19 protein-coding genes are annotated in these 24,427 nt (G+C 33.9%); 3 read left to right on the top strand and 16 right to left on the bottom strand.

Features of this window, described 5'->3' with window-relative positions; genetic code table 11:
• Positions 1-61: 61 nt before the first annotated feature.
• The 9 genes from gyrB to ACP7AQ_RS06865 form a co-directional block, all read right to left on the bottom strand.
• Positions 62-2,005 (bottom strand): DNA topoisomerase (ATP-hydrolyzing) subunit B, encoded by a 1,944-nt coding sequence (gene gyrB, locus ACP7AQ_RS06905; RefSeq protein ID WP_426094930.1) that lies wholly within the window; start codon positions 2,003-2,005, stop codon positions 62-64.
• Between the two features lie 182 nt (positions 2,006-2,187).
• Positions 2,188-3,804 (bottom strand): asparagine synthase B, encoded by a 1,617-nt coding sequence (gene asnB, locus ACP7AQ_RS06900; protein WP_426094929.1) that lies wholly within the window; start codon positions 3,802-3,804, stop codon positions 2,188-2,190.
• A 194-nt stretch (positions 3,805-3,998) separates the two neighbouring features.
• Positions 3,999-5,624, bottom strand: a complete 1,626-nt coding sequence (locus tag ACP7AQ_RS06895; RefSeq protein WP_426094928.1) for an amidohydrolase — start codon at positions 5,622-5,624, stop codon at positions 3,999-4,001.
• 172 nt (positions 5,625-5,796) lie between these two features.
• Complete coding sequence (gene asnB, locus ACP7AQ_RS06890; protein WP_426094927.1) at positions 5,797-7,473, bottom strand: asparagine synthase B; 1,677 nt, start codon at positions 7,471-7,473, stop codon at positions 5,797-5,799.
• 196 nt (positions 7,474-7,669) lie between these two features.
• Positions 7,670-8,119: a hypothetical protein gene (locus tag ACP7AQ_RS06885; RefSeq protein ID WP_426095059.1), complete on the bottom strand. Its 450-nt coding sequence runs from the start codon at positions 8,117-8,119 to the stop codon at positions 7,670-7,672.
• A 78-nt stretch (positions 8,120-8,197) separates the two neighbouring features.
• Positions 8,198-9,229 carry a carboxypeptidase-like regulatory domain-containing protein gene (locus ACP7AQ_RS06880; RefSeq protein ID WP_426094926.1) on the bottom strand — a complete coding sequence of 344 codons (1,032 nt, stop codon included), beginning with the start codon at positions 9,227-9,229 and terminating at the stop codon, positions 8,198-8,200.
• A gap of 132 nt (positions 9,230-9,361) precedes the next feature.
• Positions 9,362-11,122, bottom strand: coding sequence for a TonB-dependent receptor (locus ACP7AQ_RS06875; RefSeq protein ID WP_426095058.1), 1,761 nt, complete (start codon positions 11,120-11,122; stop codon positions 9,362-9,364).
• A gap of 105 nt (positions 11,123-11,227) precedes the next feature.
• Positions 11,228-12,091 carry a PhzF family phenazine biosynthesis protein gene (locus ACP7AQ_RS06870; RefSeq protein ID WP_426091572.1) on the bottom strand — a complete coding sequence of 288 codons (864 nt, stop codon included), beginning with the start codon at positions 12,089-12,091 and terminating at the stop codon, positions 11,228-11,230.
• An 81-nt stretch (positions 12,092-12,172) separates the two neighbouring features.
• Positions 12,173-15,187: a tetratricopeptide repeat protein gene (locus ACP7AQ_RS06865; RefSeq protein WP_426094925.1), complete on the bottom strand. Its 3,015-nt coding sequence runs from the start codon at positions 15,185-15,187 to the stop codon at positions 12,173-12,175.
• Between the two features lie 244 nt (positions 15,188-15,431).
• Here ACP7AQ_RS06865 and ACP7AQ_RS06860 point away from each other — a divergent pair, with 244 nt between their 5' ends.
• Positions 15,432-16,118: a cell division ATP-binding protein FtsE gene (locus ACP7AQ_RS06860; protein ID WP_426094924.1), complete on the top strand. Its 687-nt coding sequence runs from the start codon at positions 15,432-15,434 to the stop codon at positions 16,116-16,118.
• Positions 16,118-17,008, top strand: coding sequence for a glycosyltransferase family 2 protein (locus ACP7AQ_RS06855; protein WP_426094923.1), 891 nt, complete (start codon positions 16,118-16,120; stop codon positions 17,006-17,008). Before ACP7AQ_RS06860 ends, ACP7AQ_RS06855 begins: the two co-directional genes overlap by 1 nt.
• Here ACP7AQ_RS06855 and ACP7AQ_RS06850 read toward each other — a convergent pair.
• The 3 genes from ACP7AQ_RS06850 to ACP7AQ_RS06840 are packed head-to-tail and all read right to left on the bottom strand — an operon-like array spanning position 17,005 to position 19,321.
• Positions 17,005-18,096 carry a glycosyltransferase family 4 protein gene (locus ACP7AQ_RS06850; protein WP_426094922.1) on the bottom strand — a complete coding sequence of 364 codons (1,092 nt, stop codon included), beginning with the start codon at positions 18,094-18,096 and terminating at the stop codon, positions 17,005-17,007. The genes ACP7AQ_RS06855 and ACP7AQ_RS06850 overlap by 4 nt on opposite strands.
• Complete coding sequence (locus tag ACP7AQ_RS06845; protein ID WP_426094921.1) at positions 18,093-18,500, bottom strand: sugar 3,4-ketoisomerase; 408 nt, start codon at positions 18,498-18,500, stop codon at positions 18,093-18,095. The genes ACP7AQ_RS06850 and ACP7AQ_RS06845 overlap by 4 nt, the downstream gene beginning before the upstream one ends.
• A complete protein-coding gene (locus ACP7AQ_RS06840; protein ID WP_426094920.1) occupies positions 18,497-19,321 on the bottom strand; it encodes a glycosyltransferase family 2 protein in 825 nt (274 codons plus the stop codon). Before ACP7AQ_RS06840 ends, ACP7AQ_RS06845 begins: the two co-directional genes overlap by 4 nt.
• 44 nt (positions 19,322-19,365) lie before the next feature.
• On the opposite strand from ACP7AQ_RS06840, the gene ACP7AQ_RS06835 reads away from it, so the two are divergent.
• Complete coding sequence (locus ACP7AQ_RS06835; RefSeq protein WP_426094919.1) at positions 19,366-20,517, top strand: glycosyltransferase family protein; 1,152 nt, start codon at positions 19,366-19,368, stop codon at positions 20,515-20,517.
• Here the strand turns inward: ACP7AQ_RS06835 and ACP7AQ_RS06830 are convergent.
• Genes ACP7AQ_RS06830 through ACP7AQ_RS06815 form a run of 4 tightly spaced genes read right to left on the bottom strand, consistent with a single transcriptional unit; the run spans position 20,465 to position 24,413 of the window.
• Complete coding sequence (locus ACP7AQ_RS06830; RefSeq protein ID WP_426094918.1) at positions 20,465-21,766, bottom strand: O-antigen translocase; 1,302 nt, start codon at positions 21,764-21,766, stop codon at positions 20,465-20,467. The genes ACP7AQ_RS06835 and ACP7AQ_RS06830 overlap by 53 nt on opposite strands.
• On the bottom strand, positions 21,766-22,335 hold the full coding sequence (locus tag ACP7AQ_RS06825; RefSeq protein WP_426094917.1) for an acyltransferase: 570 nt from the start codon (positions 22,333-22,335) through the stop codon (positions 21,766-21,768). The genes ACP7AQ_RS06830 and ACP7AQ_RS06825 overlap by 1 nt, the downstream gene beginning before the upstream one ends.
• Complete coding sequence (locus ACP7AQ_RS06820) at positions 22,336-23,466, bottom strand: DegT/DnrJ/EryC1/StrS family aminotransferase (RefSeq protein ID WP_426094916.1); 1,131 nt, start codon at positions 23,464-23,466, stop codon at positions 22,336-22,338. It abuts the gene before it with no gap.
• Entirely contained in the window at positions 23,463-24,413 is a 951-nt protein-coding gene (locus ACP7AQ_RS06815) for a FemAB family protein (protein ID WP_426094915.1), read from the bottom strand. Before ACP7AQ_RS06815 ends, ACP7AQ_RS06820 begins: the two co-directional genes overlap by 4 nt.
• Positions 24,414-24,427: the final 14 nt, after the last annotated feature.

Raw genomic sequence — 24,427 nt, 5'->3', positions numbered from 1 at the left:
TTAATTTGGTTATTTGTTTTTTCGTTATTCTATTAAAATAAAAACGAACGATTACATTACGTTACGCATCAATATTTGCGTAAACTGCATTTTTCTCAATAAATTCTCTTCTTGGCGGCACCTCATCACCCATTAACATAGAGAAAACTCTATCGGCTTCCGCCAAACTGTCAATAGTTACCCGACGCAACGTTCTAAAACTTGGATCCATTGTGGTTTCCCATAATTGCTCTGCATTCATCTCTCCAAGACCTTTATAGCGTTGAATTCCTGCGCTTCCGCCCATTCTTTCATTTGCTTGATCACGTTGTAAATCATTCCAAGCGTATTCTTTCTTGTTTCCTTTTTTGACTAAATATAAAGGTGGTGCTGCAATGTATACGTGCCCTTCTTCGATTAATTCTTTCATAAATCTAAAGAAGAACGTTAAGATTAAAGTAGAAATGTGACTACCATCGACATCGGCATCACACATAATGATTACTTTATGGTAGCGTAACTTTTCAATATTTAATGCTTTACTATCCTCCGCAGTTCCTATTGTAACGCCCAGTGCTGTAAATATATTCCGAATCTCTTCATTTTCAAAAACTTTGTGATGCATTGCTTTTTCTACGTTCAAAATTTTACCACGTAACGGTAAAATAGCCTGAAAAGCACGATCACGACCTTGTTTTGCGGTTCCTCCCGCCGAATCTCCCTCGACAAGGTATACTTCGCATTTTGCAGGATCTTGCTCTGAGCAGTCTGATAATTTTCCTGGTAATCCACCGCCACCCATTACGGTTTTGCGTTGTACCATTTCACGCGCTTTTTTGGCTGCGTGACGCGCTTGTGCTGCAAGAATTACTTTTTGAACAATAATACGGGCGTCATTTGGATTTTCTTCCAAATAATTTTCAATCATTTCACTGACCGCTTGACTTACCGGAGAAACAACTTCTCTGTTTCCAAGTTTGGTTTTAGTCTGTCCCTCAAATTGTGGTTCAGCAACTTTTACCGAAATAATCGCCGTTAATCCCTCTCGGAAGTCATCGCCGGAAATATCAAATTTCAATTTGTCTAACATTCCAGAAGCATCTGCATATTTTTTTAGTGATCTGGTTAAACCAGTTCTAAAACCTTGCAAGTGTGTTCCTCCCTCGTGCGTATTAATATTGTTTACATAAGAAAAAATATTTTCCGTGTAACTGGTGTTGTAAATTAAAGCCACTTCAACTGGAATTTCTCCTTTATCATTATCCATGGAAATAACATGCGCTATGATTGGCTCACGATTTCCATCTAAATAGCGGATATATTCTTTAAGACCTTCAGTAGAATGAAAAATTTCTGAAACAAAATTTCCTTCTTTATCTAATTCTCTTTTGTCTGTAAAAGTAATTGTAATTCCTTTATTTAAATAAGATAATTCACGCATACGAGCGGATAAAGTATCATAAGAAAACTCTATTGTTTGCGTAAATATGCTTGGATCCGGATAGAAAGTTACAATAGTTCCTCTCTTAGTAGTTTCCCCAATTTGCTTAACTGGATACAACGCCTTTCCTTTTTCATATTCTTGCTCATATACTTTTCCATCACTACTGTGAACAGTAGCTCTCAGATGATTCGATAAAGCGTTTACAACAGAAACCCCAACACCGTGAAGTCCTCCGGAAACTTTATAAGAATCTTTATCAAATTTTCCTCCAGCACCAATTTTGGTCATTACAACCTCCAATGCCGACACACCTTCTTTTTTGTGAATCCCTACCGGAATACCACGCCCATTATCTTCAACAGAAACGGATCCATCTTCATTAATATCAACTATTATGGTATCACAATGGCCTCCCATTGCCTCATCGATAGAGTTATCTACAACCTCATATACTAAATGATGTAGTCCTCGAACACCCACATCTCCGATATACATCGAAGGACGCATTCTTACGTGCTCCATTCCTTCTAATGCCTGAATACTATCTGCTGAATAACTGTCCTTCTTGATTTCTTCGCTCATATATATTTTATTCTAAAAAATGTAATTTTTGTATAACACGCAAATATATAAAAACGCAAATTATATAACCGTTAAAATCCCTTTTTAAGCCCTTAAGTTATTAACATTTGTTCATATAATTATAAAAAAAATGCTCTCAAAATTGAGAGCGTTCTTCATTTACAAATATTGAAATTATTGTTTCAAACCGTAATTCCTGTTTTAGCAATTTCGGTATCGGCTTTAACGTGCGCTGCATTGGCTCTTCCGCTTGGATCTAGGTTTTCTTGCCATTTTGGAATCCATTTCCTAACCGTTTGTGCGGCACTTACTTGTGGGTAATATTTATTAAATATCGACCTGTATAAATAGGCTTCTTTAGTTGTAGGAGAATTGTATGTAAATTCAGTCGCTGCGCCCGATAATTGCTCATCCGTAACTTGTGTCGCACAATAATCAATCAATTCATCAATCCATTGATAACCCACACCATCTGAAAATTGTTCTTTTTGTCTCCACAAAACTTCATCCGGGAGATACGGGTTTTCAGGAGTATCAAATGCTTTTCTTAAAATATATTTTTCTTTTCCATCGTACGTTTTAGGCATCTTTTCTTCTGTTTTGATGCGAACAGCGATTTCCAAAAACTTTTTGTCTAAAAACGGAACTCTAGTCTCTAATCCATGAGCCATCGTTGATTTATCGGCTCGTAATAAATCGGCAGTAAATAATTTCTGTACTCTTTCAATGGTTTCCTTTTGAAAATCTTCAGTTGAAGGTGCATTTCTAAAATACAAATACCCTCCAAAAATCTCATCGGCTCCTTCTCCTGAAAGCACCACTTTTATTCCCAAATCCGTAATCGCTTTTGATAAAAAATACATGGGCGTACTTGCTCTTATTGATGTCACATCATACGTTTCAAGATGCCAGATTAATTTATCCAGAATTTTAATTCCTTCTTCGACAGTGAAATGAACTTCATGGTGTTCTGTTTCTAAAAATTCCGCCACTTTTCTTGCAGCGGCCGCATCCGGAGCATCCGCATTTAAACCTATTGAGAAGGAATGCAATTTTTTACCGGTTTCAGCCAATAATCTGGAGGCAATTGCTGATGTCAAAGAAGAATCCAATCCTCCTGAAAGCAACACTCCAATTGGCACATCGCTCATTAACCGTTTACGAGTCGCTTCGGTCAACGTCTCTCTAATTAATTTTAAATCTAACTCTTGGTCGGCTTTTAAATAATCTTCGTATTCTGGTTTGTAATACTTAACAAAACCCGTTTTTTGAGTGTAATAATGTCCCGGAGGAAAAGTAGAAAAGGTTCTACATTGATCCGCAATAGGTTTCATTTCAGAGGAGAAATAAATTCTTCCTCTTTCGTCTAGTCCATAATACAATGGTTTCACTCCCAGCGGGTCCCTGCTGGCAATAAAATCATCTCCATCAACAACTACAAAAGCCCAGTCTCCATCTAAACGATTGCAAAAATCGTAGCCAAACTCCTCGTACAAATGCACAATAACCTCTGAATCTGATTTGGTTCTAAAAGTATGCCCGTTCAAAACACCATCTCTTAATTCCTGATGATTGTATATTTCGCCATTATGTACCATGTAAGCCGTTTTTGTGCCTTGTATCGGTTGTTTTCCGGAATGTAAATCGATTATAGACAGCCTTTCATGACTTAAAATATGTCCTTTTTCAGTCACATGTAAGTCATTTTCATCCGGACCACGATGCGTCATTCTTTTTGAAAGTTCCCCAAAAAATTGTTCATCTTTTCCCCTTCCGATAATGGCTAATATTCCGCACATAACATTAAATTTTAATTTTTTTACCAATTCAACTTGACAAATATGCGATAGCAGTTACAAATACAAAACATAATTCGTGTATTTAGTTGCTTTTTAAAACAAAAAGATGCGTTTTATCTTAAAAATGTAATTCAAACAACACTAAATTAAAACAGCCTATTACAACTGTAAATCATCAAATTTATTCATAGCTATTATTTAACTTTCTGACCTTTTAGATACGTGTTCGTTGGTTTCATTTTCACTATCTTATTTTCTTCCACTTTCATTAAATCCTGATCAAACATTACAAAATCAGCCCATTTCCCAACTTCCAAACTTCCTTTTTCTTTTTCTTCGAAATTAGAAAAAGCGGCCCAAATGGTCATTCCTCTTAAAGTTTCGGCTCTGGTCAAAGCATTTTCCATTTGAAAACCACCTTTTGGATATTCTTTACTGTCTTTTCGGGCTACGGCAGCATGAAAAGTTAGCATCGGATTCACTTCTTCCACAGGAAAATCAGTTCCAAGAGCTACCATTCCAGCTTTTTGAAGTAGTTTTTTGTAGGCGTAGGCATTTTTTAATCTTTCTTTCCCCAATCTGTCTTCAGCCCAATACATATCTGATGTGGCATGTGTGGGTTGAACCGAAGGAATAATTCCGAATCTAAAATAGTCAAAATCAGCTTCACGTAAAACTTGGGCGTGTTCAACTTTCCATCTACGGTCTTTTGTGCCTGTCAAAACTTCTTTGTATATTTTCAAAATCACCGTATTTGCTGAATCGCCAATGGCATGTGTATTCAGCTGAAACTTTGAAGCCGCAATTTGTCTGGCTACTTCTTTTAATGCTGGAACTGGTGCCAACAAAGCGCCATATTGGTCGGGCTTATCAGAATACGGTTTGTGCATGCAAGCGCCACGAGAACCCAAAGCACCATCGCCATACATTTTAAAGGAACGCACATTTAGATTATCCGTTTTATAAATTCCTTTATTTAAATATAAATCGATATTTTTTTGATTTGCGGTAACCATAGCATATATATTGAGCTTCATCAATTTTGCTTTCTGCAAACTATCCATCAAATGAATAATATCCGGGTCCAATCCTGCATCATTCACGGTTGTCAATCCGTAATCAAACATCACTTTTTCGGCATCCAATAAGGCGGCAATTTGTACCTTACGAGTCGGTTTTGGAATTATTTTAAACACTAATTCCATTGGATTATCAACTAAAATCCCTGTTAGTTCCCCGTTTGCAATTTCAATCTGACCGCCAACAGCCTTCGTATCTTTCGTAATTCCAGCTAACTTCAACGCTTTGCTATTTATGATTATTGCATGCCCGTCTACTCTATTCAAGACTACAGGAATATCAGGAAATGCGGCATCTAAATCTGCTTTTGTTGGATACTTTTTGACTTTCCAATCGTTCTGATCCCAACCATTCCCGACAATAAACGTTGGATTTTTATCTTTTTGAAAAGCCTTTAAACGGGTTATTATTTCGTCCATACTTTTAGTTCCACGCAAATCAGCTTCTTGTAAACTTAATCCATAGCTATAAAAATGGCAATGCGCATCAATTAAGCCAGGGTAAATGAATTTTCCCTCCGCTTGTATCGTATTTTTAGATTCGTATTGTTTTGTAATTTCACGATTAGTACCAATAGCCACAATTTTCCCCTTATCTATTGCCATAGCCGAAGCGGTCTCAAAAGAGTTATTTACCGAGTAAATAGTTGCATCGGTAATAATGGTATCAACGGAAACTTTACTTTTTTGATCACAAGAAATCAATAAGAATAAGCCAAAGAATAGTGTAATAAATTTCATAATAAACATTTTAGTTGCGCTAATATAAAAAAACTCGCCTAATTATTTTGGACAATCCGTAATTATAACGTTTTTTCAAATTCTATATTTCTACGTAAATTTAGTTTCCATAAAAAAACGCTCTCGAAATTGAGAGCGTTCTGTTAATTTAAAAAATCGTAATTATTTATGTTTACGCTTTAATATAGGCATCCTCGTGTACACTCGCTACCGCTCTTCCGGACGGATCATTCATGTTTTTAAACGCTACATCCCATTCCAATGCAATTTTTGTACTACAGGCAACGCTAGCTTCTTGTGGAACACACAAAGCTGCAGCATCACTAGGAAAGTGCTCGTGAAAAATGGAACGATAATAATATTCCTCTTTGGAGGTAGGCGTTTGTAAAGGGAACTTATATTTTGCATTTGCTAATTGTTCATCGGTAATTTCAACAGCTACAACTTCTTTCAAGGTATCAATCCAGCCGTAACCTACACCATCACTAAATTGTTCTTTTTGTCTCCAAGCTACACTTGGCGGTAACATCTCTTCAAAAGCTTTACGAACCACCCATTTTTCCATCGGATGTTCTGCATTTATCATTTTATCTTGTGGATTGATTCTCATCGCCACGTCCATAAATTCTTTGTCTAAAAATGGCACACGTCCTTCAATTCCCCATGCTGCTAAACTTTTGTTCGCTCTTAAACAATCATACATGTGAAGTTTTCCTAATTTACGCACATTTTCTTCATGGAATTCTCTCGCGTTTGGCGCTTTGTGGAAATACAAATATCCTCCAAAAAGTTCATCTGCTCCTTCACCTGATAACACCATCTTGATACCCATGGATTTAATAACTCTTGCCATCAACCACATTGGTGTCGACGCCCTAATTGTAGTCACATCATACGTTTCCAAGTTATAAATTACATCTTTAATTGCATCTAACCCTTCTTGGATAGTAAATTTAATTTCGTGGTGAATCGTCCCAATATGATCCGCTACTATTTGAGCTGCCGCTAAATCCGGAGAGCCCTCTAATCCTACCGAGAAAGAGTGCAATTGCGGATACCAAGCATCGGCAACATCTCCGGATTCAATGCGTTTTTGCGCATATTTTTTGGCTACAGCCGAAGTAATCGAGGAATCTAGTCCTCCAGAAAGCAAAACTCCATAAGGCACATCGCTCATCAATTGTCTGTGAACAGCTGCTTTTAAAGCGACTTTAATATCATCAATGTTGGTTACGTTGTCTTTTACAGCATCATAATCAACCCATTCTCTTTTATACCATTGTACAAATTCGCCATCTTTACTTGACATATAATGACCAGGAGGAAACAATTGAATTTTGGTACAATATCCTTCTAATGCTTTCAATTCTGAAGCAACATAAAAAGTTCCGTGTTCATCCCAACCTACGTATAATGGAATAATTCCCATGTGATCCCGAGCGACAAAGTACTCATCTTTTTCTACATCATAAATGGCAAATCCGAAAATCCCGTTCATTTCATCTATGAAATGCGGCCCTTTTTCTTTGTAAAGTGCTAAAATTACTTCGCAGTCACTTTCGGTTTGAAAGTTGTATTTACCTTCAAATTGTTTACGCAATGCTCTGTGGTTATAAATTTCACCATTTGCCGCTAAAACAAGTTGCTTGTCTTCACTGAACAACGGTTGCTTTCCTGAAGCCGGATCAACAATCGCCAAACGTTCGTGAGACAAAATGGCTTTTTCATTACTGAAAATTCCGCTCCAGTCCGGTCCACGATGACGGATAATTTTAGACATTTCTAATACTTGAGGTCTTAAAACTTCTGCTTTTTGTTTTAAATCAAAGGCACATACTATTCCACACATAACTATATATTTTTATTGTTCTGTTTATTTTGATAGGGCAAAGATGGAATTATAGTTCTAATTGAAAAACACAAATGCCATTTTTAGTTATAAATAATAACTAAAAAAGAATATTTGTGTTTAAAATGTAATTAAAAGATAATAAAAACAGAATTGAAGTTGTGGATTGTAAAAAGAAACGTAGGTGAGATGAGTTTTATTCAATATTCTCCACCAAATACTTCGTCCCATTAATCTCAAAAGTAAAACCTTCTTGATTTCCCATCAGTTTATTTCCCAAAGGTGATTGTGGAGATAATGCGATAATATTGATTCCTTCGACATTGATTTTTGGAAGTGCCACACTCAGGTATAAATAGATTCCATTTGCTTTTACCAAGCTCCCCACAATAATAGTTTCGGCCGTTACAGTAACATCAATTTTATCCAAAACTGTTTTCTGATTTAGAACTTCTCTCAATTTACGATTAAGTTTTTCCTGCTCAATGTGCATCATAGACAAAGCCGTTTCGTGTTTGTCTCCGGCAGAACCTTTAGCGTCATTTTTAGAATCTTCGGTAAGTGCCACAATCATGTCTTTGAAAACATCGATTCGATCCTGAATTAATTGCAGGTAATGAATATGTATTTTTTGTTTGAAGGTCATAGGTTTTTTTGGAGTGCGGATATTTACCATCCGGTGGTTATTCTAGAATTATTTTTAGTTTGTTTTTAAAATGAAAATTTAAGGGACATAATTCATTGGTAACATATCTCCCAATTTTCTCGTCGCTAAATCTCCCCCAAACTCAATCTTATCAGCATCTGAATTGTTTCCATACTCATCTACATAAAAAACATTTGTTAAGAAAATCACTTTTGATTGTTTCGTTTTCTTGTAAAGGAAATTAAAATCGGCATAAAATCTAGGTTTAGAGCCAGCTAAAAGGCCTTCATATTTAATATTCGCAGCAATACTAATCTTCTTTAACTTTCCTTCATTGGAAATTGTAAAATAATTTTCTGGAATATCCTGAAAACCTCCTTTGAACAATAAAAAAAGATCTTTACCCCAACGATTTTCCGAAAGATTTTTAAAGAGATGCATCGAAGAGCCATTGTAAACAATATCCCTGATTTTTTTTATTTTAGGTTCTTTATTTATCTCATTAAATAATGTTGTTCCCAAAAATAAGCTTTTGGTTACGTCTTCATTTTTTATACTCTTTTTACGAAATTTGACATAAAATTCATATAAATCGAATTCAATTTGATAACCTAAATATGGATTATCAATTTTTAATGGCTTATCTGATTTCGCAAATAAAGTATTTGTTTTATAATCATATTCAAATTCAATATCCTCTTCATTATTAATTTTACATGATTTTCCTGCCTTTGTAGTTCCTAAAAACTGATCTCTAAATAATTGCATTTTTTGGCTCCTTGTAAAATAATCTTTTCTTATGACAACCTCATCAAGTTCAACTTGCTTCGCGACTAAATAAATTTTTCTGTTGTTATTTTCAAAAGGGTTGGCAATACCTACCGTTTCATAACCCATAGACCGGATAATCAATGAGGTATTAATTTTACTCTTCACACTCAAAAAATATTTCCCATTTTCATTGGTCAAAGTAGCTATTGTGGTTCCATCCAAATAAACCGACGCTCCTACCATTGGCATTTTGTTTTCGTCAAAAACGGTTCCTTCTATGGTTTGACAAAAGGTATTTAATGAAAACAAAAAAATAAAAATTAATAATATTCTTTTCATATTACAAAAAATTAAATCAATATTCTTCACCAAAAAATCACCGAAAGGTACTCATACAAACTACGATGTTCTCCAAGTTTTTTTTATTACGGTTTCTGTGATTTTGTGTCTACTTCGTAGTTAAGTAAAAAATTAAAAATCAAATTTATAGTTCACGCCTAAAATCACTTGAAAACCTTGAACTGGATAATTTAACCATTTTTGGTAGGCATTATTAGTGATATTATTGGCTCTTGCAAAAGCAGTCAATCGGTCACTGTATTTGAAACCAACATTTGCATTGACATCAAAATACGATTTTAAAGTAAAAGGACCCGGCTGAACTACATATACAAAATCAGTATTTATCTGAAAATCTTTTCGCTCGCCAACGTAAAACACATTTGCACCAGCAAACCATTTTTCAGTTATATTAAAATCAAGATTTGAATTTATTTTAATCGCCGGCAAGTTCCAGGCTTCTTGCTGAAAATCATTCGTAAAACTACGGAAAGTTCCGTTGATTCCAAAAGACACATTTTTAGAAAAATCGGCTTTTAATTCTCCGTAAAAACTCAATGTTTTCATATCGTCATACACCACTTGAAAGGAATTTCCAAACGCATAATCTTCATTACCCGCATTTTCATTATAATCATTGCTTCTAAATAATGCTTTATTTCTTTCATTGACGTACGAAGCTTTAACATTATAACTTACATTATTAGTCAATTTCCCTTTTAATCCGGCAAAAACATCATACTGCTGATCTGTTGCTGTCATACTTAATGTAGGGGATAAAAAAGGATTTTCGTCTACAAAATCCTGATATGAATTTTGTTTTAAGTTCCCTTCGGCGCCAGCATAAAAAATCATCAAATCGCCAACTACTTTATACGAAGCATTGAATTTTGGATAAATATAAAAGGAATTACTGCTGTTTTGATTGTCCATGCTATATATAAATGCAGCACCAATATTTAGCGTCCAGTCGTTCTCCTGCATCACAAAGCTTGGTGAGATTCCGAAATTTGTAAAGCCGTATTTCATGGCTTCCGTATTAGTATTTAAATAATTTTTCTTGAAATTACCTCCTACATAATCTACAATTAAATCCGTTTTCACAGCACTTTCCATTACGTCAAATTCAATTGTAGGCTTTGCATAAAATCGATTTTCAGAAGATCCGGAAGCATCCGAAAAATGGTTGTATTTAAGACTTGTTTTGTTTAAAATACTTTCGTTAAAAGCTACATTTCCGCCTAACGATATAGTTCTGTACGTTTGCTGCGGATCAATTGCATTAATCAACATCACTTGCTCCTGAGCTGATAAAGTACTCCCAAATTCTGAAGGCAATCCATACCAGTTATAAATTTGGTTTTGGTACCCTAAATCCAAATTCCATGATACGTCTTTTTGATTTGAACCGTACATCAAGTTCAGAGCGGTATCATAAAAACGATCTTCTAACGCTACATTTTTGATTCCGCCTTCTGACGAATGATGACGAAACATACCGCCAACATAATCCGTAGTATTAAGATCATGATTTACGAATAATTCGCCAATAAAAGTTCCGTAATTCCCAACACCAAAAGTGGCATAATTTTTAAATAAATGCGCTTGTTTTTCTTTCTCTACTCCTTCTGCTTTTCCTTTTGATGGGGTAAACGTTGAAGCTACCGGAAAAGAAAAAATGGAATATTTTATGATTTCTTTTTTGGCATTTCCTTCCTCATCCAGTTCCGGAATTTCTTTGACTTTGAAAGCATCCGAAATTTTCGGCGTATACGGTTTTACAACATTTACTGTTTCGGTGCCTATTTGCTCTTTCTTTTGTGCAAACGAAAATTGAGAAAGTAAAAGAAACAAAATCCCAACCGCAACTCTCCCCGAAGGGCAGGTTGCCATGAATGTTTCTATCTTATTAATAAATGATGTTATTTTTTTATCTTTAAATGTCATGTTTTATTTTTTTACTTCTTAATTTGTAATTCGTCCTTTCTAATCTTCAATTTATACCTCCCATTCGCCTTTTGCAATGAATTGCGTTTTGCCACCAATTTTTATCTCAAAATGATTATTCGTCAATTTCCCATCAAAATAAATCTGGGACGGTCTTCTTATAAAATCACCCTGATGATTGATAATTTGGATTTGTGGCGCATCATATTTTAAAAGAAAAGCCTGTAAACAAGTGCTTGCACTTCCCGTTGCTGCATCTTCAATAAGTTGATTATTTTCAATACACAGCATTCTGCTACTGAGTTTTGCATCTTCTAAACAATAAAAATACAACGCTCTGTGATTGGTTTTGCAGTGTGCATCCAACCAGTCGTTCATTTTATCTTTATCCAAAATCAAATTCTCCAATGCTTTTATATTTTTGACAGGAACAATTACAAAAGCGCTTCCTGTAGTCACCTCCTGAATGGGAAATTTGGCATCGAGGTCACTATTGCTTAAATTGCTAAACGATTCAAAATCATCTGCTGAAAAAATATCCAAAAATTCCGGTTGTGCAGCCTGCAGCCAAACCAAATCTTCCGATTGATACACTGGAATTTCACCAATTGGAACCGATAATGAAATCTTTTCTGGTTGCTGCTCAAAAATCTTATTCATCAAAACCCATGAAGTTCCAATAATTGGGTGACCGGCGAACTTCATTTCGTGCTCTGGAGTAAAAATTTTGATGGTTGCCGAATTGTTTTCAGCATCAAGCTCGGTTATAAAAGTGCTTTCCGCAAAGTTTATTTCTCGCGCAATTTCCTGCATCTGTTTGTCAGTTAACAAATCGGCACCTGAAAAAACTGCGAGTTGGTTCCCCGCATATTTTTTTTCTGCAAAAACATCAACGATATAAAAAGATAGACTCATTCAATTTGTTTTTTTGGCTTTCGATTATTTAAAAATTTACGCTTGATTTAAGTTGTTTTCCAACTTCCAAACCTTGATTTTTTATTTTGTAATCGATGAATTTGTTTTGGATTCTTCCGCTTTTATAGCGTTCAATTCTCTTTGTGCATCTGAAACGACAGCTGGAAAATCAGTGAAATTTTGAATTACATTTTCTAGAATATAGGTTGCCTGATAACTGTCTTTCAGTCCGTAAAAGTTTTTCGCCATCAAGACTAATCCTTTGGCTCCAAAATATTTATAACTGGAATAATTCTTCGCTAATTTTTGAACTGCAGTATTGGAAGCTTCAAATTTTTCGTCTTTATTTTTAAAATAAGCATCATAATACAATGCTTCAGCTGCTAATTCTCCTTTGGCAATCGTCATTAATTTTGCATAAGCAACTTTCGCCTTCGCTTCATCACCCGTTTCAATTGCCGCACGTGCAATGATAATTTGTGCATCACTTTTTACATTATCATCTGTTTTTGAATTCATCAAAACCTTCTCGGCATAAATAACTGAATTCGGATAATCTTTTTTATCATAATACAATTTCATCAAGTTCGATTGTGCAAATGTTTTGTTCTGAGAAGTATCTGCTTCATTTTCTAAACGAGTCAAAATCAGAATTGCTTTTTGATCCTCTTTGTTTTTAAGGAATATTTGAGCCAATCTTGACAACGATTGTTCTGTAAATTCACTTCTGGATTGTGCAACTATATATTCATAATTAGGAGTCGATTTGCTTTCTGACCCTTCAGCATAATACAATTGTGCGAGGTAATAATTAGCTTTCAAAGCATGAATTCCGCGAGGAAATTGGTTTACATAACCGCTAAATCCTGCAATTGCCTGCTTGGTATTGTTTTGTTGAAATTGTTTTTCAGCGGCTTCATACGTGTCATTGTCCAATTCTGCATCCGTTACCGCAACAAAATCCAATGTTCGAACCCAAGTTGCATATTCATCTACTCTACCATTGTCGACATAAATTAATCTAGCAGTCGCAACCGCTTCTAAAGCTTCCGGAGTTCTAGGAAAATCAGCCGCAACTTTTTTAAATTTCAACAATGCCTGCTCGTCTTTATCAGTGTTATAATAAACCAATCCCTGACGCAAAATAGATCTGGAAGTGAAAGATCCTTTTTTAAATTCCGTATTTAATCGGTCGTATGTTTTTACAGCAAGTTCATTTTTATTCTCAGCAACATAGGTATTTGCCAATTCAAAAAGCGCATCGTCCCTGTATTCTGATTTTGGATACAATTGTAAAAAAGCATTTATCTCATCAATTTTCTTATCGTTTTTAGCCATAAATCCATAGGAAATTGCTTTTTGGAAATACGCATAATCCGCATCTACACTTTTAGATTCGATTACCTTAGTATATGCCTCCATTGCGGGACCGTATTTTGAAGTCACAAAACGGCAATCCGCCAAACGCAAATACGAATCATTCAAACGTACTTTATCTGAAGGCGCTTTTTCTATTTGTTTTTGGAAATAATCACCTGCTTGATCGTATTCTTTCAATTTAAAATACGTGTACGCAATATTGTAATTACTGTTTTTAAATTCCGGTGTTGTTGCGGCTTGGTTTGAACCAATGAACTGCTTGAAACTTAATAAAGCGTCTTTAAAGTCATTCAAGACATATTCCGTTTCGCCTTGCCAGAAAGTAGCACGAGCCGTAAAAACAAAATCTTTTTGTTCGCTTACGGATTTTGTGAACATCTTCAATGCTTCCGGATAATTTTCATCAGTGTATAATTCTAAACCTCTATAAAAAAGTACTTTTTGATACGCTAATTTGTTTTCCGGCGCTTTATTTTTTTCCAATAAAACTAAAGCTTCTTTGTAGTTTTTAGAAGAAATATATGAATCTATCAATAATTTCTCCACCACAGAACGGCTTTCATTATTTGGATATTTTTTCAAAAAAGCCTGCAGAACCGAAGGAACGCTTTGATACGAATTCCCTAATTCATAACTTAACTTAGCATAATTCAAGCTGGCGTCTTCTTGAATGGCAGCATCAAAACTCATTTCCGATGCATTTTTGAATGCGTTCAAGGCTTGTTGCTTTTTATCAGTATTCAGGTAACTTTCTCCCAAGTGATAATAAGCATTTTGTGCTACTAAATCTTTCCCTCCAATGATTTTATTGAACTGCGAAATCGCATTTTCGAAATCTTTTTGTTTGTAATACGCATAACCCAATTGGTAAAAATCAGTATTACTCCATTTCCCTTTTTTTCCTTTATAATCTACTAAATATGGAATTGAAGTATCGTATTTTTTTAAATTAAAATAACTTTCACCAATGATTTTATTTAGTTCTGATTTTTCCAAAGGAGTTGATTTAGCCATTGCTTTCTGCCCCAAATCAACTGCTTTTTGGAAATTCCCCAGCTTAAAATTCATATCTGCCTGATAATAGGAAAGCTTTTCTTTGTACTTCTCCTCGCCCGAAACTTCGTCAAAATACTTCGTTGCCTGCTTGTAATCATCTCCTTCATAGGCCATAAATCCCAAATAATATTTGGCTTGAGAACCATATTCGGCAGAATTAACGACCTTATTCAAATATACTGTAGCTTCCTTTTTCTTTTTGGCATTAAAAAAACTATAACCTTTCTGGAAATTGAATTTATCTTGGTCTTTTCTGCTTAAACTGCTTTCGTCTACTTTATCAAACCATTGTAACGCTTGCGGATAATTTCCTTGGTTAAAATGATAATGTGCCACCTCAATATACGCCTGATTTTGCTTTACGCTCGTAGGATAATCTGAAACAAATTGCTCCATCAATTCATCCGCATTGGACTGATTGGTTCGAATGGCGCAATTAGCGGCATAATAGGCACAATCTGATTTCAATTCTTCAGTAGCTGCAGTTTCCTTCACCTTATTAAAAATAAGTTGCGCCGATGCATATTGCTCATCTTTGAATAAAGAAACCGCTTTATTAAAATCTTTAGAATCGTGAGTATAAATAGTTGATTTTTGTGCCGAAATACTGGCCGTTATAATAAAAAAGGATAAAAAATAGCCCCAGGAAAGTTTTTGCATTGCGATTTTATTTTAATAATTCAAATGTATTGTATTCTGAACTCTATAACGAATCCGTTTTGGCTTTTATTATGATTTTTTTTCACAGTTTGCAATTAAAGCGACATTGCGTATGATTAATCAAATCAAGCCGCGCCAGTTTTTCGTAATGTTTGTAATTTTTTAAATTCTACCTAATAGAATAGAATTTATTTTGAATGGAAGCGTTATCTTCTTACTTTTACCCAATAAACAAATGCAAATTATGTCACAATCCGTACTGTCTTTAAAAAATGTAACTATTTATCAAGAAGAAAAAACTATTTTAACAGAGGTAAACTTGGAGGTAAAACATGGTGAATTCCTGTACATCATTGGAAAAACAGGCTCCGGAAAAAGTAGCTTAATGAAAACTTTATATGGTGATTTACCTTTAACTGACGGAGAAGGTCAAATAGTAGATTTTGATTTAGCCACCTTAAAGGAAGATGACATTCCGTTTTTAAGAAGAAAGATTGGAATCGTTTTTCAGGATTTCAAATTACTTCCGGACCGTACGGTAAACGACAATATGTTGTTTGTTCTAAAAGCAACTGGCTGGACAGACAACGTAGAAATGCAAAATAAGATCGACGAAGTTTTGAATAAAGTGGGAATGAAAGATTTTGGCAAAAAAATGCCTCATCAACTTTCTGGAGGAGAACAACAACGTGTAGCCATCGCTCGCGCTTTGCTGAACGATCCTGAATTAATCCTTGCGGATGAACCAACAGGAAACTTAGATCCACAAACAAGTGCCGAAGTATTGGAAGTCCTGAAAAAAATCAATGCCAATGGAAAAACCATTATTATGGCAACACACGATTATGCACTGTTAATGAAATTCCCTTCAAAAACATTAAAATGTGAAGACTCCAAAATTTTTGAAGTGATTCAGCAGCGAACAGCGTAATGCTTTCGATACTAATTCCGGTTTATAATTACAATGTTTATCCGCTGGTTTCGGAGTTATACAAACAATGCTTCGACTGCGGAATAACGTTTGAAATTTTGTGCCAAGACGACGCTTCACAATCAAGTTTGAATGTTTTTAATGAAAACGTAAATGCATTATCAAATTGCAGTTTTGTCTCCTTAAAAGAAAATCTAGCACATCGTAAAAACAGAAACTCCCTCGCTGAGCACGCAAAATTTGATTATTTGCTTTTTATCGACGGGGACTCTATAATTATTCATGAGCATTACATAAAAAAATATATTGATAATCTCCAAGATTTTGATATTGTTTATGGCGGCAGGTTGCATCCTGAAAAATGCCCTTCCGACAACCAAAAACTACGTTGGAAATACGGAAGATTTATTGAGGACAAATCTTCTGAAAACCGAAAGAAAAAACCGTATCAATCGGTGCTTTTTAATAATACCATCATTAAAAAAGACTGTTTCAAAAAAGTAAAATTTGATAAAGACACAAAAAAATACGGTCATGATGACACCCTACTTTCGTATCAATTGAGTTTATTACAAGTGAAGATAAATCATATTGAAAATCCAGTTGAACATGGCGATATTGATACTAATTTAGTTTATCTGAATAAAACCAAAGAGTCTTTAGAAAATTTGATTTTGTTATATAAAGAGAATAAAATCACTATTGAGTTTGTGCGATTATTACAATTGTATCACTTTTTAAAAAGAACAAAATCCTCTTTTATTATTTCAAAAATTCATACCCTTTTTGAAAAATATCTAGTACAAAATTTGACTGGAAACAATCCTAATTTAGTTCTTTTCAATTGGTTTCGAGTGGGTTATTTATGCTCAATAAATCAGAAAAATTAATTCTTTTTGATTCCAATAACTAATTGGTTCCAAGTTTCCATAATAGCATCGATATTGTATTTTTCACTGGCTAATTTTGCATTTTTTCCCATTTCTCTTCTTAATGCCGCATTTTTTATTAAAGTCTCAATCGCTTTTATATAATCTGACTCATTGCCATTTTCGATCAAAAAGCCGTCTTCGTTTTGAGAAATTATTGCTCTTGGTCCGCACGGACAATCGTAGGCTATACAGGGCAATCCAGAAGCCATCGCCTCAATTAAGACCATTCCAAAACCTTCAAACCGAGACGTCATTAAATAAAATGAAGCGTCTAAATATTTTTCATTAATATTCTGAACCGGTTCATAAAAAAAAACATTATTCAAAATATTTAAATCCTCAGCCAACAATCTTAAATTGTTGTTTTCAGTCGATTTTCCATAAATTTCAAGAGTCCAATCTGAATGTTTTTGAATCACTTTTTGCCAAATTTGTAACATTCTGTCCAATCCTTTTTCATAAGAATGACGTCCCACAGCAATTACTTTCTTAGATTTTAAATCAGAAAAAGTAGTTGTTTCAAACCATAATGGATTTGGAATTACAACACCATTTTTCACATTCCATTCTTCCAAACTCTCCTTTGACAAGGCAACAAACTTGGTAAACCTTTTAGCAGCTAATCCTTTGAAAAGTATTTTAATTTTTGTCGAAACAAAATATTTTGTTGGTTCTTTTTCCTCAATATATTTAGAACTGTGGCACTCAAAAATAATCGGCGTGTTTGTGTTTAAAATAAAAGGAACTAAATAGGCTTTTAAACCGTTATCACAAACAATGATAACATCCGGTTGAATGATTTTAATTTTACTTTTTAACCCTTTTGAAAAAGAATTAATAAACTGAAAAAAGCTACCATTTAATAGCAAATCGTGATAAAAAATAGTAGAATTAAAAGAATAAAACAAAGGAGAAAAGCCTTCATTTTGGGTTAAAATATGTACTTCATATCCAAATTTTTCTATTAGATAATTCGTTTTTACCGAAAGTACTCTGGCAACTCCGCCTTCGTTATTTATATTGGGAACAATGTAGAGAAGCTTCATTTTTTTGACTCCAAAAATGTATCAAAATCCCGAATATAATCGGCTTCTTCAAAGATATCCGATGCCAATACTAAACAAACGGCTCCCGAGGAAAAATTTTGCAATTCTCTCCAAATCCCTGTTGGGATCAGTAATCCAACATTTGGCTTATTCAATACAAATGACTTTTTTACAGCACCATCCTGAAGAACAACCTCAAAACTTCCACTCAAAGCAATTAAAAGTTCTTGCTGAAGGATATGTGAATGCCCGCCTCTGTAAGCGTTGCTTGGCACATCAAAAAGATAATACACACGCTTGAACTCAAATGGCAAAAAATCCTTTTGAATGAACGCTAAATTTCCTCGCGTATCTTCTACAACGGGGATTTTTAGGAGCTGTATGGCGTCAAGAGTTGTTTTCATTTAGTAATTTGTTGATAATCTTCTTTTCCTTTTCTTGCACTTTTCAAAGCAGCGAAAACTTGATCTATTTTTATTCTATTCTGTTTCAAATCAAAAAAAAGTTTCAAGAAAATCCAATTTAGATAATTATTCTTTGAAACCCGAGTAAAAAAAGCACCTTGAATATAATATCGATGTTGAACATTTAATTTATCATCTGTTGAAACCTCCGAATGGATGGCAATGACCTTTGGTACAATGATTATACTCTGTTTTTTCTTTTTCAAATCGGATAAAAAAATAGTTTCTTCTCCCATCATAAAGGAACTTCCGAGCCCAAAGTTAGTGTCAAAATTATTGTTGAATGAATTAAAAATCGTTCTTTTTAAAGTTATTTCAATCGATAAAATACTAAAAACATCCAGATTATTTAATTGCATTTTTATCTGAGAAGGATATTTTTTAAACAATAAACCATTTGAATCTTCAATTGCAAAACAAATGCTGACGGCCTCAGGATAATTGTTGTGCGCTTCCAGAATAGTGTTTTCAAAATCCTCTTTGAAAACCTCATCGTCATCGGCCAATAAAACAAGTTTTCCATGCGCATTTTGCAAACCCAAATTCCTGCTTTTTGACAACCCTTTTTCAAATGAATTCACAATTCTGACGGAAGGAAATTCTGAAACCAAAAGCGTATTCTCTGAGGTTTGATTGATAATTAAAATTGGAAATTCCGAAAAATGACTGAAAGGAAACATAGGAATCAAAAAATCCAAAGAAGCCCTATTCATTGTAGCCAATACTATTTCCAGATCTCCTTTTTTAAATTCTTTTATCAATTTGTTACTATATTTACACAAATATAAATAATTCAGCTTTGTAAATGAAAATACTTTTGATTGGCGAATACAGTCGATTGCATAATTCTTTAAAAGAAGGATTGGTAGTGTTGGGGCATGAAGTAATTTTATTGTCATCAGGAGACCATTTTAAAAAATACGATTCTGATTATTCGTTTCATTCCTCCTTTTTATCCGGTTATTGGCTGCCTCGAAAGATCAAAAATGTCATTTATAAACTCATTGGAATCGATTCAGAAAAATTCGAACGAGGTCTTCGTTTTTATCTACTATTGTCTCAATTAAAAAACTTCGATCACGTACAACTTATTAATTCTGATGCTATTGAAACATTCCCTTTTTTGTCTCGATTTCTTTATAAAAAAATATTCAAAAAAATTAAAAATCGGAGCTTGTTAATTTGTGGTGATGAAACCCCGGTTATCGATTATTTGCTAAAAAAAGAATCCGATTACAGCATTCTGACTCCTTATTTTAAAGATAATTCATTAAAAAAACATTTTGAATATCCATTAAAGTACACCACCAAAAATTATCGAAAAACATTTGATTGGTTGGTAAAAAACTGCCAAAACCTAATTGCTTCCGACTTAGATTATAAAATTCCGGTGGAAAAAATGGGCTATTCTGTTCATTTCATTCCAAATCCCGTGAACATAAGAAAGATTGAATTTCAAGAACAAAAAATGAATGATAAAATCGTTATTTTTCTTGGTATAAATCGCGCCAGTTACATTAAAAAAGGAATTTCTTATTTTGAAAAAGCGTTGAAAATTATTCAGGAAAAATATGCTGAAAAAGTAGCTGTAATTATCACCGAAAACCTTCCTTACTCCGAATATATAAATTTATACAATTCCGCACAAATCGTTTTGGACCAAATTTATGCTGATGATCAGGGCTACAATGCATTGGAAGCTATGGCAAAAGGAAAAGTAGTTTTTACAGGTGGTGGAAAGAAATTCATGGAACATTACAATCTCAAGGAACGGATTAATATAAATGCGCTGCCAGATGTTGATTCTTTAATATACGAGCTTTCCTTTTTAATTGAAAACCCTGAATCCATTGTAGTTATTGGAAAACGTGCCAGAGCATTCATTGAGAAAGAGCATGAATATATTAGTATTGCAAGTCAGTATTTGGAAGCTTGGAATTTAAAAACAGTTTCCTAAACATCCATAAAATTAAAATAAACACAATTAAATTCGCACAAAAATAAGCCTGCAAAGCTCCTTCAATTGAAAAAAGTGGCACCAAATAAAAAGACAATAAAAGATACGATACATTGAAAACTATTTCAAGAATAAAATATTTTTTAACATTTGCTTTTACAACGATTTGATATCCAAAAGCCAATGTCATTATCCTTAAAAAATCGCCTAAAAGTTGCCAAATCAACACCTCATTTACTTTTGAAAATGCTACCGTAAAAGCGAGATCCAATATAATCCCTTTCAACAAAAAAACAGCTACTAATACCGTCAAAAACAGCGGAACGAAAACTTTAAAATAGGATTTCAATTCCATTTTAAAATCTTCATCGGTAGTCAAAGAAGCTAATTTAGGCATGTAATACAATGATAATCCAGAACTAAAAACCAACATATAAAAACTGGAAAATTTATTGGTTGCATCCCAAATTCCAGCATCTTGAATGGAATGCGTTTCAATAATGAAATTCCGGATAAGCATTAATGTTGCAGGAGCAATTACAGCACTTAACAATGCCATCGAAGAAAATTTCTTAATGACATTCAAGTATTTCTTTTTTAAAATTTTTTGGAAACTGAATTTGAAATAACTGCTTTTGTCTTTTAAAACAAATACAAATGTCACTATTACCATGAGTAATTCGCCTAAAACTACTGCCAGTAATCCTCCATTTATAGCTTTGTTCACTATTAAAAAAGTGGTAAAACCAAAAATCAGCACATTCGAAAAAATCTGGAGGATAACAATTTTTTTATACTTTTCTAAAGCGTTATAAATTGCCATCCAAAATGTATTGATAACGATTAAAGGCAGCAGCAATCCAAAAAAACGAATGTGGTAAGCAAACGATTTGGTGAAGAATAAAAATTCGGAAATACTATTAGCAAATGCTAAAATAAATAAAGCCAAAAGTGCAGAAACGATGAGGAAAAACCATAAAAAAGTAGCATAAATAACGCCTAATTCTTTCTTATCGTCTTTATTTTCAACGAATAATTTTATGAAGGAATTGTTGATGCCTAATGTAGCAACGGACTTCATCATCGCTGTGAAATTTCTAAAACTCCCTAATAATGCCATTCCGGAAGTTCCTAAATATACTGACACGATCTTGGTGGATATAATTCCCAAAACAAAACTCACCGCTACCGAAACAGAATTAAAAGATACTACTTTTAAAAGTGCGTTTTGTTTTATAAATTTCAACATTATAAATCTCTTATTACTTTTGCTGGATTTCCCGCGGCGATAACATTTTTGGGAATATTTTTAGTCACTACAGAACCATTTCCTATTACCGAATTATCCCCTATTTCAACTCCTTTTAAAATAGTAACATTTGATCCAATGAAAACATTTTCACCAATAAAAACTGGAAAAGAATTTGGATTTTCTTGATTTCTTTTATTAATGTTCGAATCATGTCCATCATTGTCTATAATAGAACAGTTTCCTCCGATCAAAACATTGTCTTTGATGGTAACTTTAGAAAAACAAACAATCGAAAAAGCATTATTAATAGCAACGTTGTTTCCTATATTGATCTCGCTACATCCATTTCTAGCTTCAATATAGGTGTAGCCAGAAAAGTAGTAAGGGGAAGAAATTACTCCAATTTGCACATTGTTCCCAAAATGAATTTTCCCGTTTCCTTTCAAAAGCAATGGATAGAAAAGGTTTGGTTTCCCCGAAACTCTTTTGCAATCCGAAAGGAATTCATACTTTTTGATTCGCAAAGTAACAAAGCAAAATTGTTTTATTCTACTGATTATTCCCATTTAATATTGATTTAAAATTGCAACAATATGACTCACTTCACCCATTGTCAAAACTGGGCTTATGGGCAAACTCAATACTTCATCATGGATTTTTTGGGAAACAGGAAAAGTCAAATGATTCCACGCTGATAACGCTTTTTGATTGTGCGGCGGAATGGGATAATGTATGACCGTTTGAATACTATTCTGATGTAAATATTCTTGTAAATTTATTCTGTTTTGTGTTCGAATGACAAACAAATGAAAAACATGGTTTTTAGATAAATTCCAAAAAGGTAAAATTATTTTATCATTTTTAATTTCAGATAAGTAACGTTTAGCAATTATTCTCCGCTTTTCATTTTCAATATCTAAAAACGGCAATTTCACATTTAAGAAAGCCGCTTGCAGTTCATCTAACCTTGAATTTACACCAACATAATCATTGTAATATTTGGTTTCCGAACCATAATTTCTCCGTGACTGAATGGTTTTGGCTAATTCGGAATCATTTGTTGTAACCGCGCCACCATCGCCTAATGCGCCTAAATTTTTTCCCGGATAAAAACTATACGCTACGCTTGATTTTTGATTCTTGATTACTTCGGTAGTTCGACCTGCGGTCTGGGGTGCTGATTCTTGATTTCTGATTGCGCCGTGGGCCTGAGCCGCATCTTCAACAACCAGCAAATCATTTGCAAAAGCAATTTCATGTATTGCATCCATTTCTGCCAATTGTCCATACAAATGAACGACCAGAATCGCCTTGGTTTTTGAGGTAATCTTTTCAGCAATTAAATTGGGATTGATGTTGTAGGTTTCCAACTTTGGCTCGACCAAAACAGGAATTAAATCAGCTTGTAAAATAGATAGAATACTCGCAATATAAGTGTTGGCAGGAACTATGACTTCATCGCCTTTTTGTAATTTTTCCAACTGAATATATCCTTTGAAAATCAACACTAAAGCATCAAAACCATTTCCCACACCTACACAGTACTTTGTGCCGCAATAGTTAGCAAAATTGATTTCGAACTCCTTGACTTCATTCCCTAAAATATACCAACCATTATTTAAAACTGCTTTCAATTTTTCCTGAAAAGCGGTTTCATACGGGTCATTTATTTTTTTTAAGTCAAGAAATGGTATCATATTAGATTCATTTTATAAAAATCCTGACTATAAACCGAGCAACCCAATTCTTCTTTTTGTTTTAAAAGTCCGGCATGATACCCTTTTTCATTGTCTTCATTTACGATTCCCATATCAAAAAAAAGTTTGCCTTCGCTCTTGTATTTTTGGATCAAATTAATGAATAAAAAATCCAACGCGCGTAATTCCTCCCCTTTTTTAGTGGTGGCTCCATATTGCGATTTCACAACGGTTTCCGTCTCTAAAATTGTTACACCGGCAATAATAACGTCTTTAAAATACACTGAAAACTGTTTGATATTTTTCGGAAATTTTTCTTTCAGTGCTGTAATTTCTTTTAGTGTATGTACTGGTTTTGCGTCATATTTTTCCAACAACCTTGGCTCTAACACCAATTTCCAAAATAATTCCAATTGCTGTTCTTCCACCAGTTCTAAATCGAGTTCTTCAATTTTTCTAAAATGCTTCAATTTACTTTTCGAAATTGTCAAAGGCAAGGACAAATTGATGCCCAAATTCATTTCTTTTTTATCCAAAAAAGCTCCTTTTTTTAGCATAAAAAAATCCATTTCAGCATTGCCTTTTAATGTATAAAATAAAGGAATTGGTTTAAAATAGAACGATTTCACGTCATTTTCTTTAAAAAAAGACACAAGAGAATTCAAAATATTTTCTACTTTTTCTCCGTTTAATTTCGTGGAATAAGCCAGACCGCCATACGTCAAGCCTTGATGGGAATAAACAATGTCTCCAACTCTGTTTGCAGGCAAAACAGCAATTAGTTTTTCGTTGTTAAAAATCATCAACGAAAAATCCTTAAATCGATCTTTGTGGTATTCCATAAAATCTCGGTGAAATAAAAAAGTAGCATTTTTGGCCTGACCAATAAAGGCATTCCAGTTTGCATAATCACTTTCCCGATATGGTCTGACAGAATAATTTTTCACTGTTAAATTTTAGA

Source organism: Flavobacterium sp. DSR2-3-3 (assembly GCF_049896585.1).
Classification (GTDB): Bacteria; Bacteroidota; Bacteroidia; order Flavobacteriales; family Flavobacteriaceae; genus Flavobacterium.
This window is presented reverse-complemented; position numbering and strand designations above follow the sequence as displayed.

Excerpts from the sequence above, each read along its gene's own strand:
- ACP7AQ_RS06850 (WP_426094922.1), bottom strand. The coding sequence starts at position 18,096 with ATGAAGCTTCTCTACATTGTTCCCAATATAAATAACGAAGGCGGAGTT.
- ACP7AQ_RS06825 (WP_426094917.1), bottom strand. The coding sequence starts at position 22,335 with ATGGGAATAATCAGTAGAATAAAACAATTTTGCTTTGTTACTTTGCGA.
- ACP7AQ_RS06870 (WP_426091572.1), bottom strand. The coding sequence starts at position 12,091 with ATGAGTCTATCTTTTTATATCGTTGATGTTTTTGCAGAAAAAAAATAT.
- ACP7AQ_RS06835 (WP_426094919.1), top strand. The coding sequence starts at position 19,366 with ATGAAAATACTTTTGATTGGCGAATACAGTCGATTGCATAATTCTTTA.
- ACP7AQ_RS06860 (WP_426094924.1), top strand. The coding sequence starts at position 15,432 with ATGTCACAATCCGTACTGTCTTTAAAAAATGTAACTATTTATCAAGAA.
- ACP7AQ_RS06895 (WP_426094928.1), bottom strand. The coding sequence starts at position 5,624 with ATGAAATTTATTACACTATTCTTTGGCTTATTCTTATTGATTTCTTGT.
- ACP7AQ_RS06880 (WP_426094926.1), bottom strand. The coding sequence starts at position 9,229 with ATGAAAAGAATATTATTAATTTTTATTTTTTTGTTTTCATTAAATACC.
- ACP7AQ_RS06845 (WP_426094921.1), bottom strand. The coding sequence starts at position 18,500 with ATGAAAACAACTCTTGACGCCATACAGCTCCTAAAAATCCCCGTTGTA.
- ACP7AQ_RS06855 (WP_426094923.1), top strand. The coding sequence starts at position 16,118 with ATGCTTTCGATACTAATTCCGGTTTATAATTACAATGTTTATCCGCTG.
- ACP7AQ_RS06865 (WP_426094925.1), bottom strand. The coding sequence starts at position 15,187 with ATGCAAAAACTTTCCTGGGGCTATTTTTTATCCTTTTTTATTATAACG.
- ACP7AQ_RS06875 (WP_426095058.1), bottom strand. The coding sequence starts at position 11,122 with ATGGCAACCTGCCCTTCGGGGAGAGTTGCGGTTGGGATTTTGTTTCTT.
- ACP7AQ_RS06830 (WP_426094918.1), bottom strand. The coding sequence starts at position 21,766 with ATGTTGAAATTTATAAAACAAAACGCACTTTTAAAAGTAGTATCTTTT.
- asnB (WP_426094927.1), bottom strand. The coding sequence starts at position 7,473 with ATGTGTGGAATAGTATGTGCCTTTGATTTAAAACAAAAAGCAGAAGTT.
- gyrB (WP_426094930.1), bottom strand. The coding sequence starts at position 2,005 with ATGAGCGAAGAAATCAAGAAGGACAGTTATTCAGCAGATAGTATTCAG.
- ACP7AQ_RS06820 (WP_426094916.1), bottom strand. The coding sequence starts at position 23,466 with ATGATACCATTTCTTGACTTAAAAAAAATAAATGACCCGTATGAAACC.
- asnB (WP_426094929.1), bottom strand. The coding sequence starts at position 3,804 with ATGTGCGGAATATTAGCCATTATCGGAAGGGGAAAAGATGAACAATTT.
- ACP7AQ_RS06885 (WP_426095059.1), bottom strand. The coding sequence starts at position 8,119 with ATGACCTTCAAACAAAAAATACATATTCATTACCTGCAATTAATTCAG.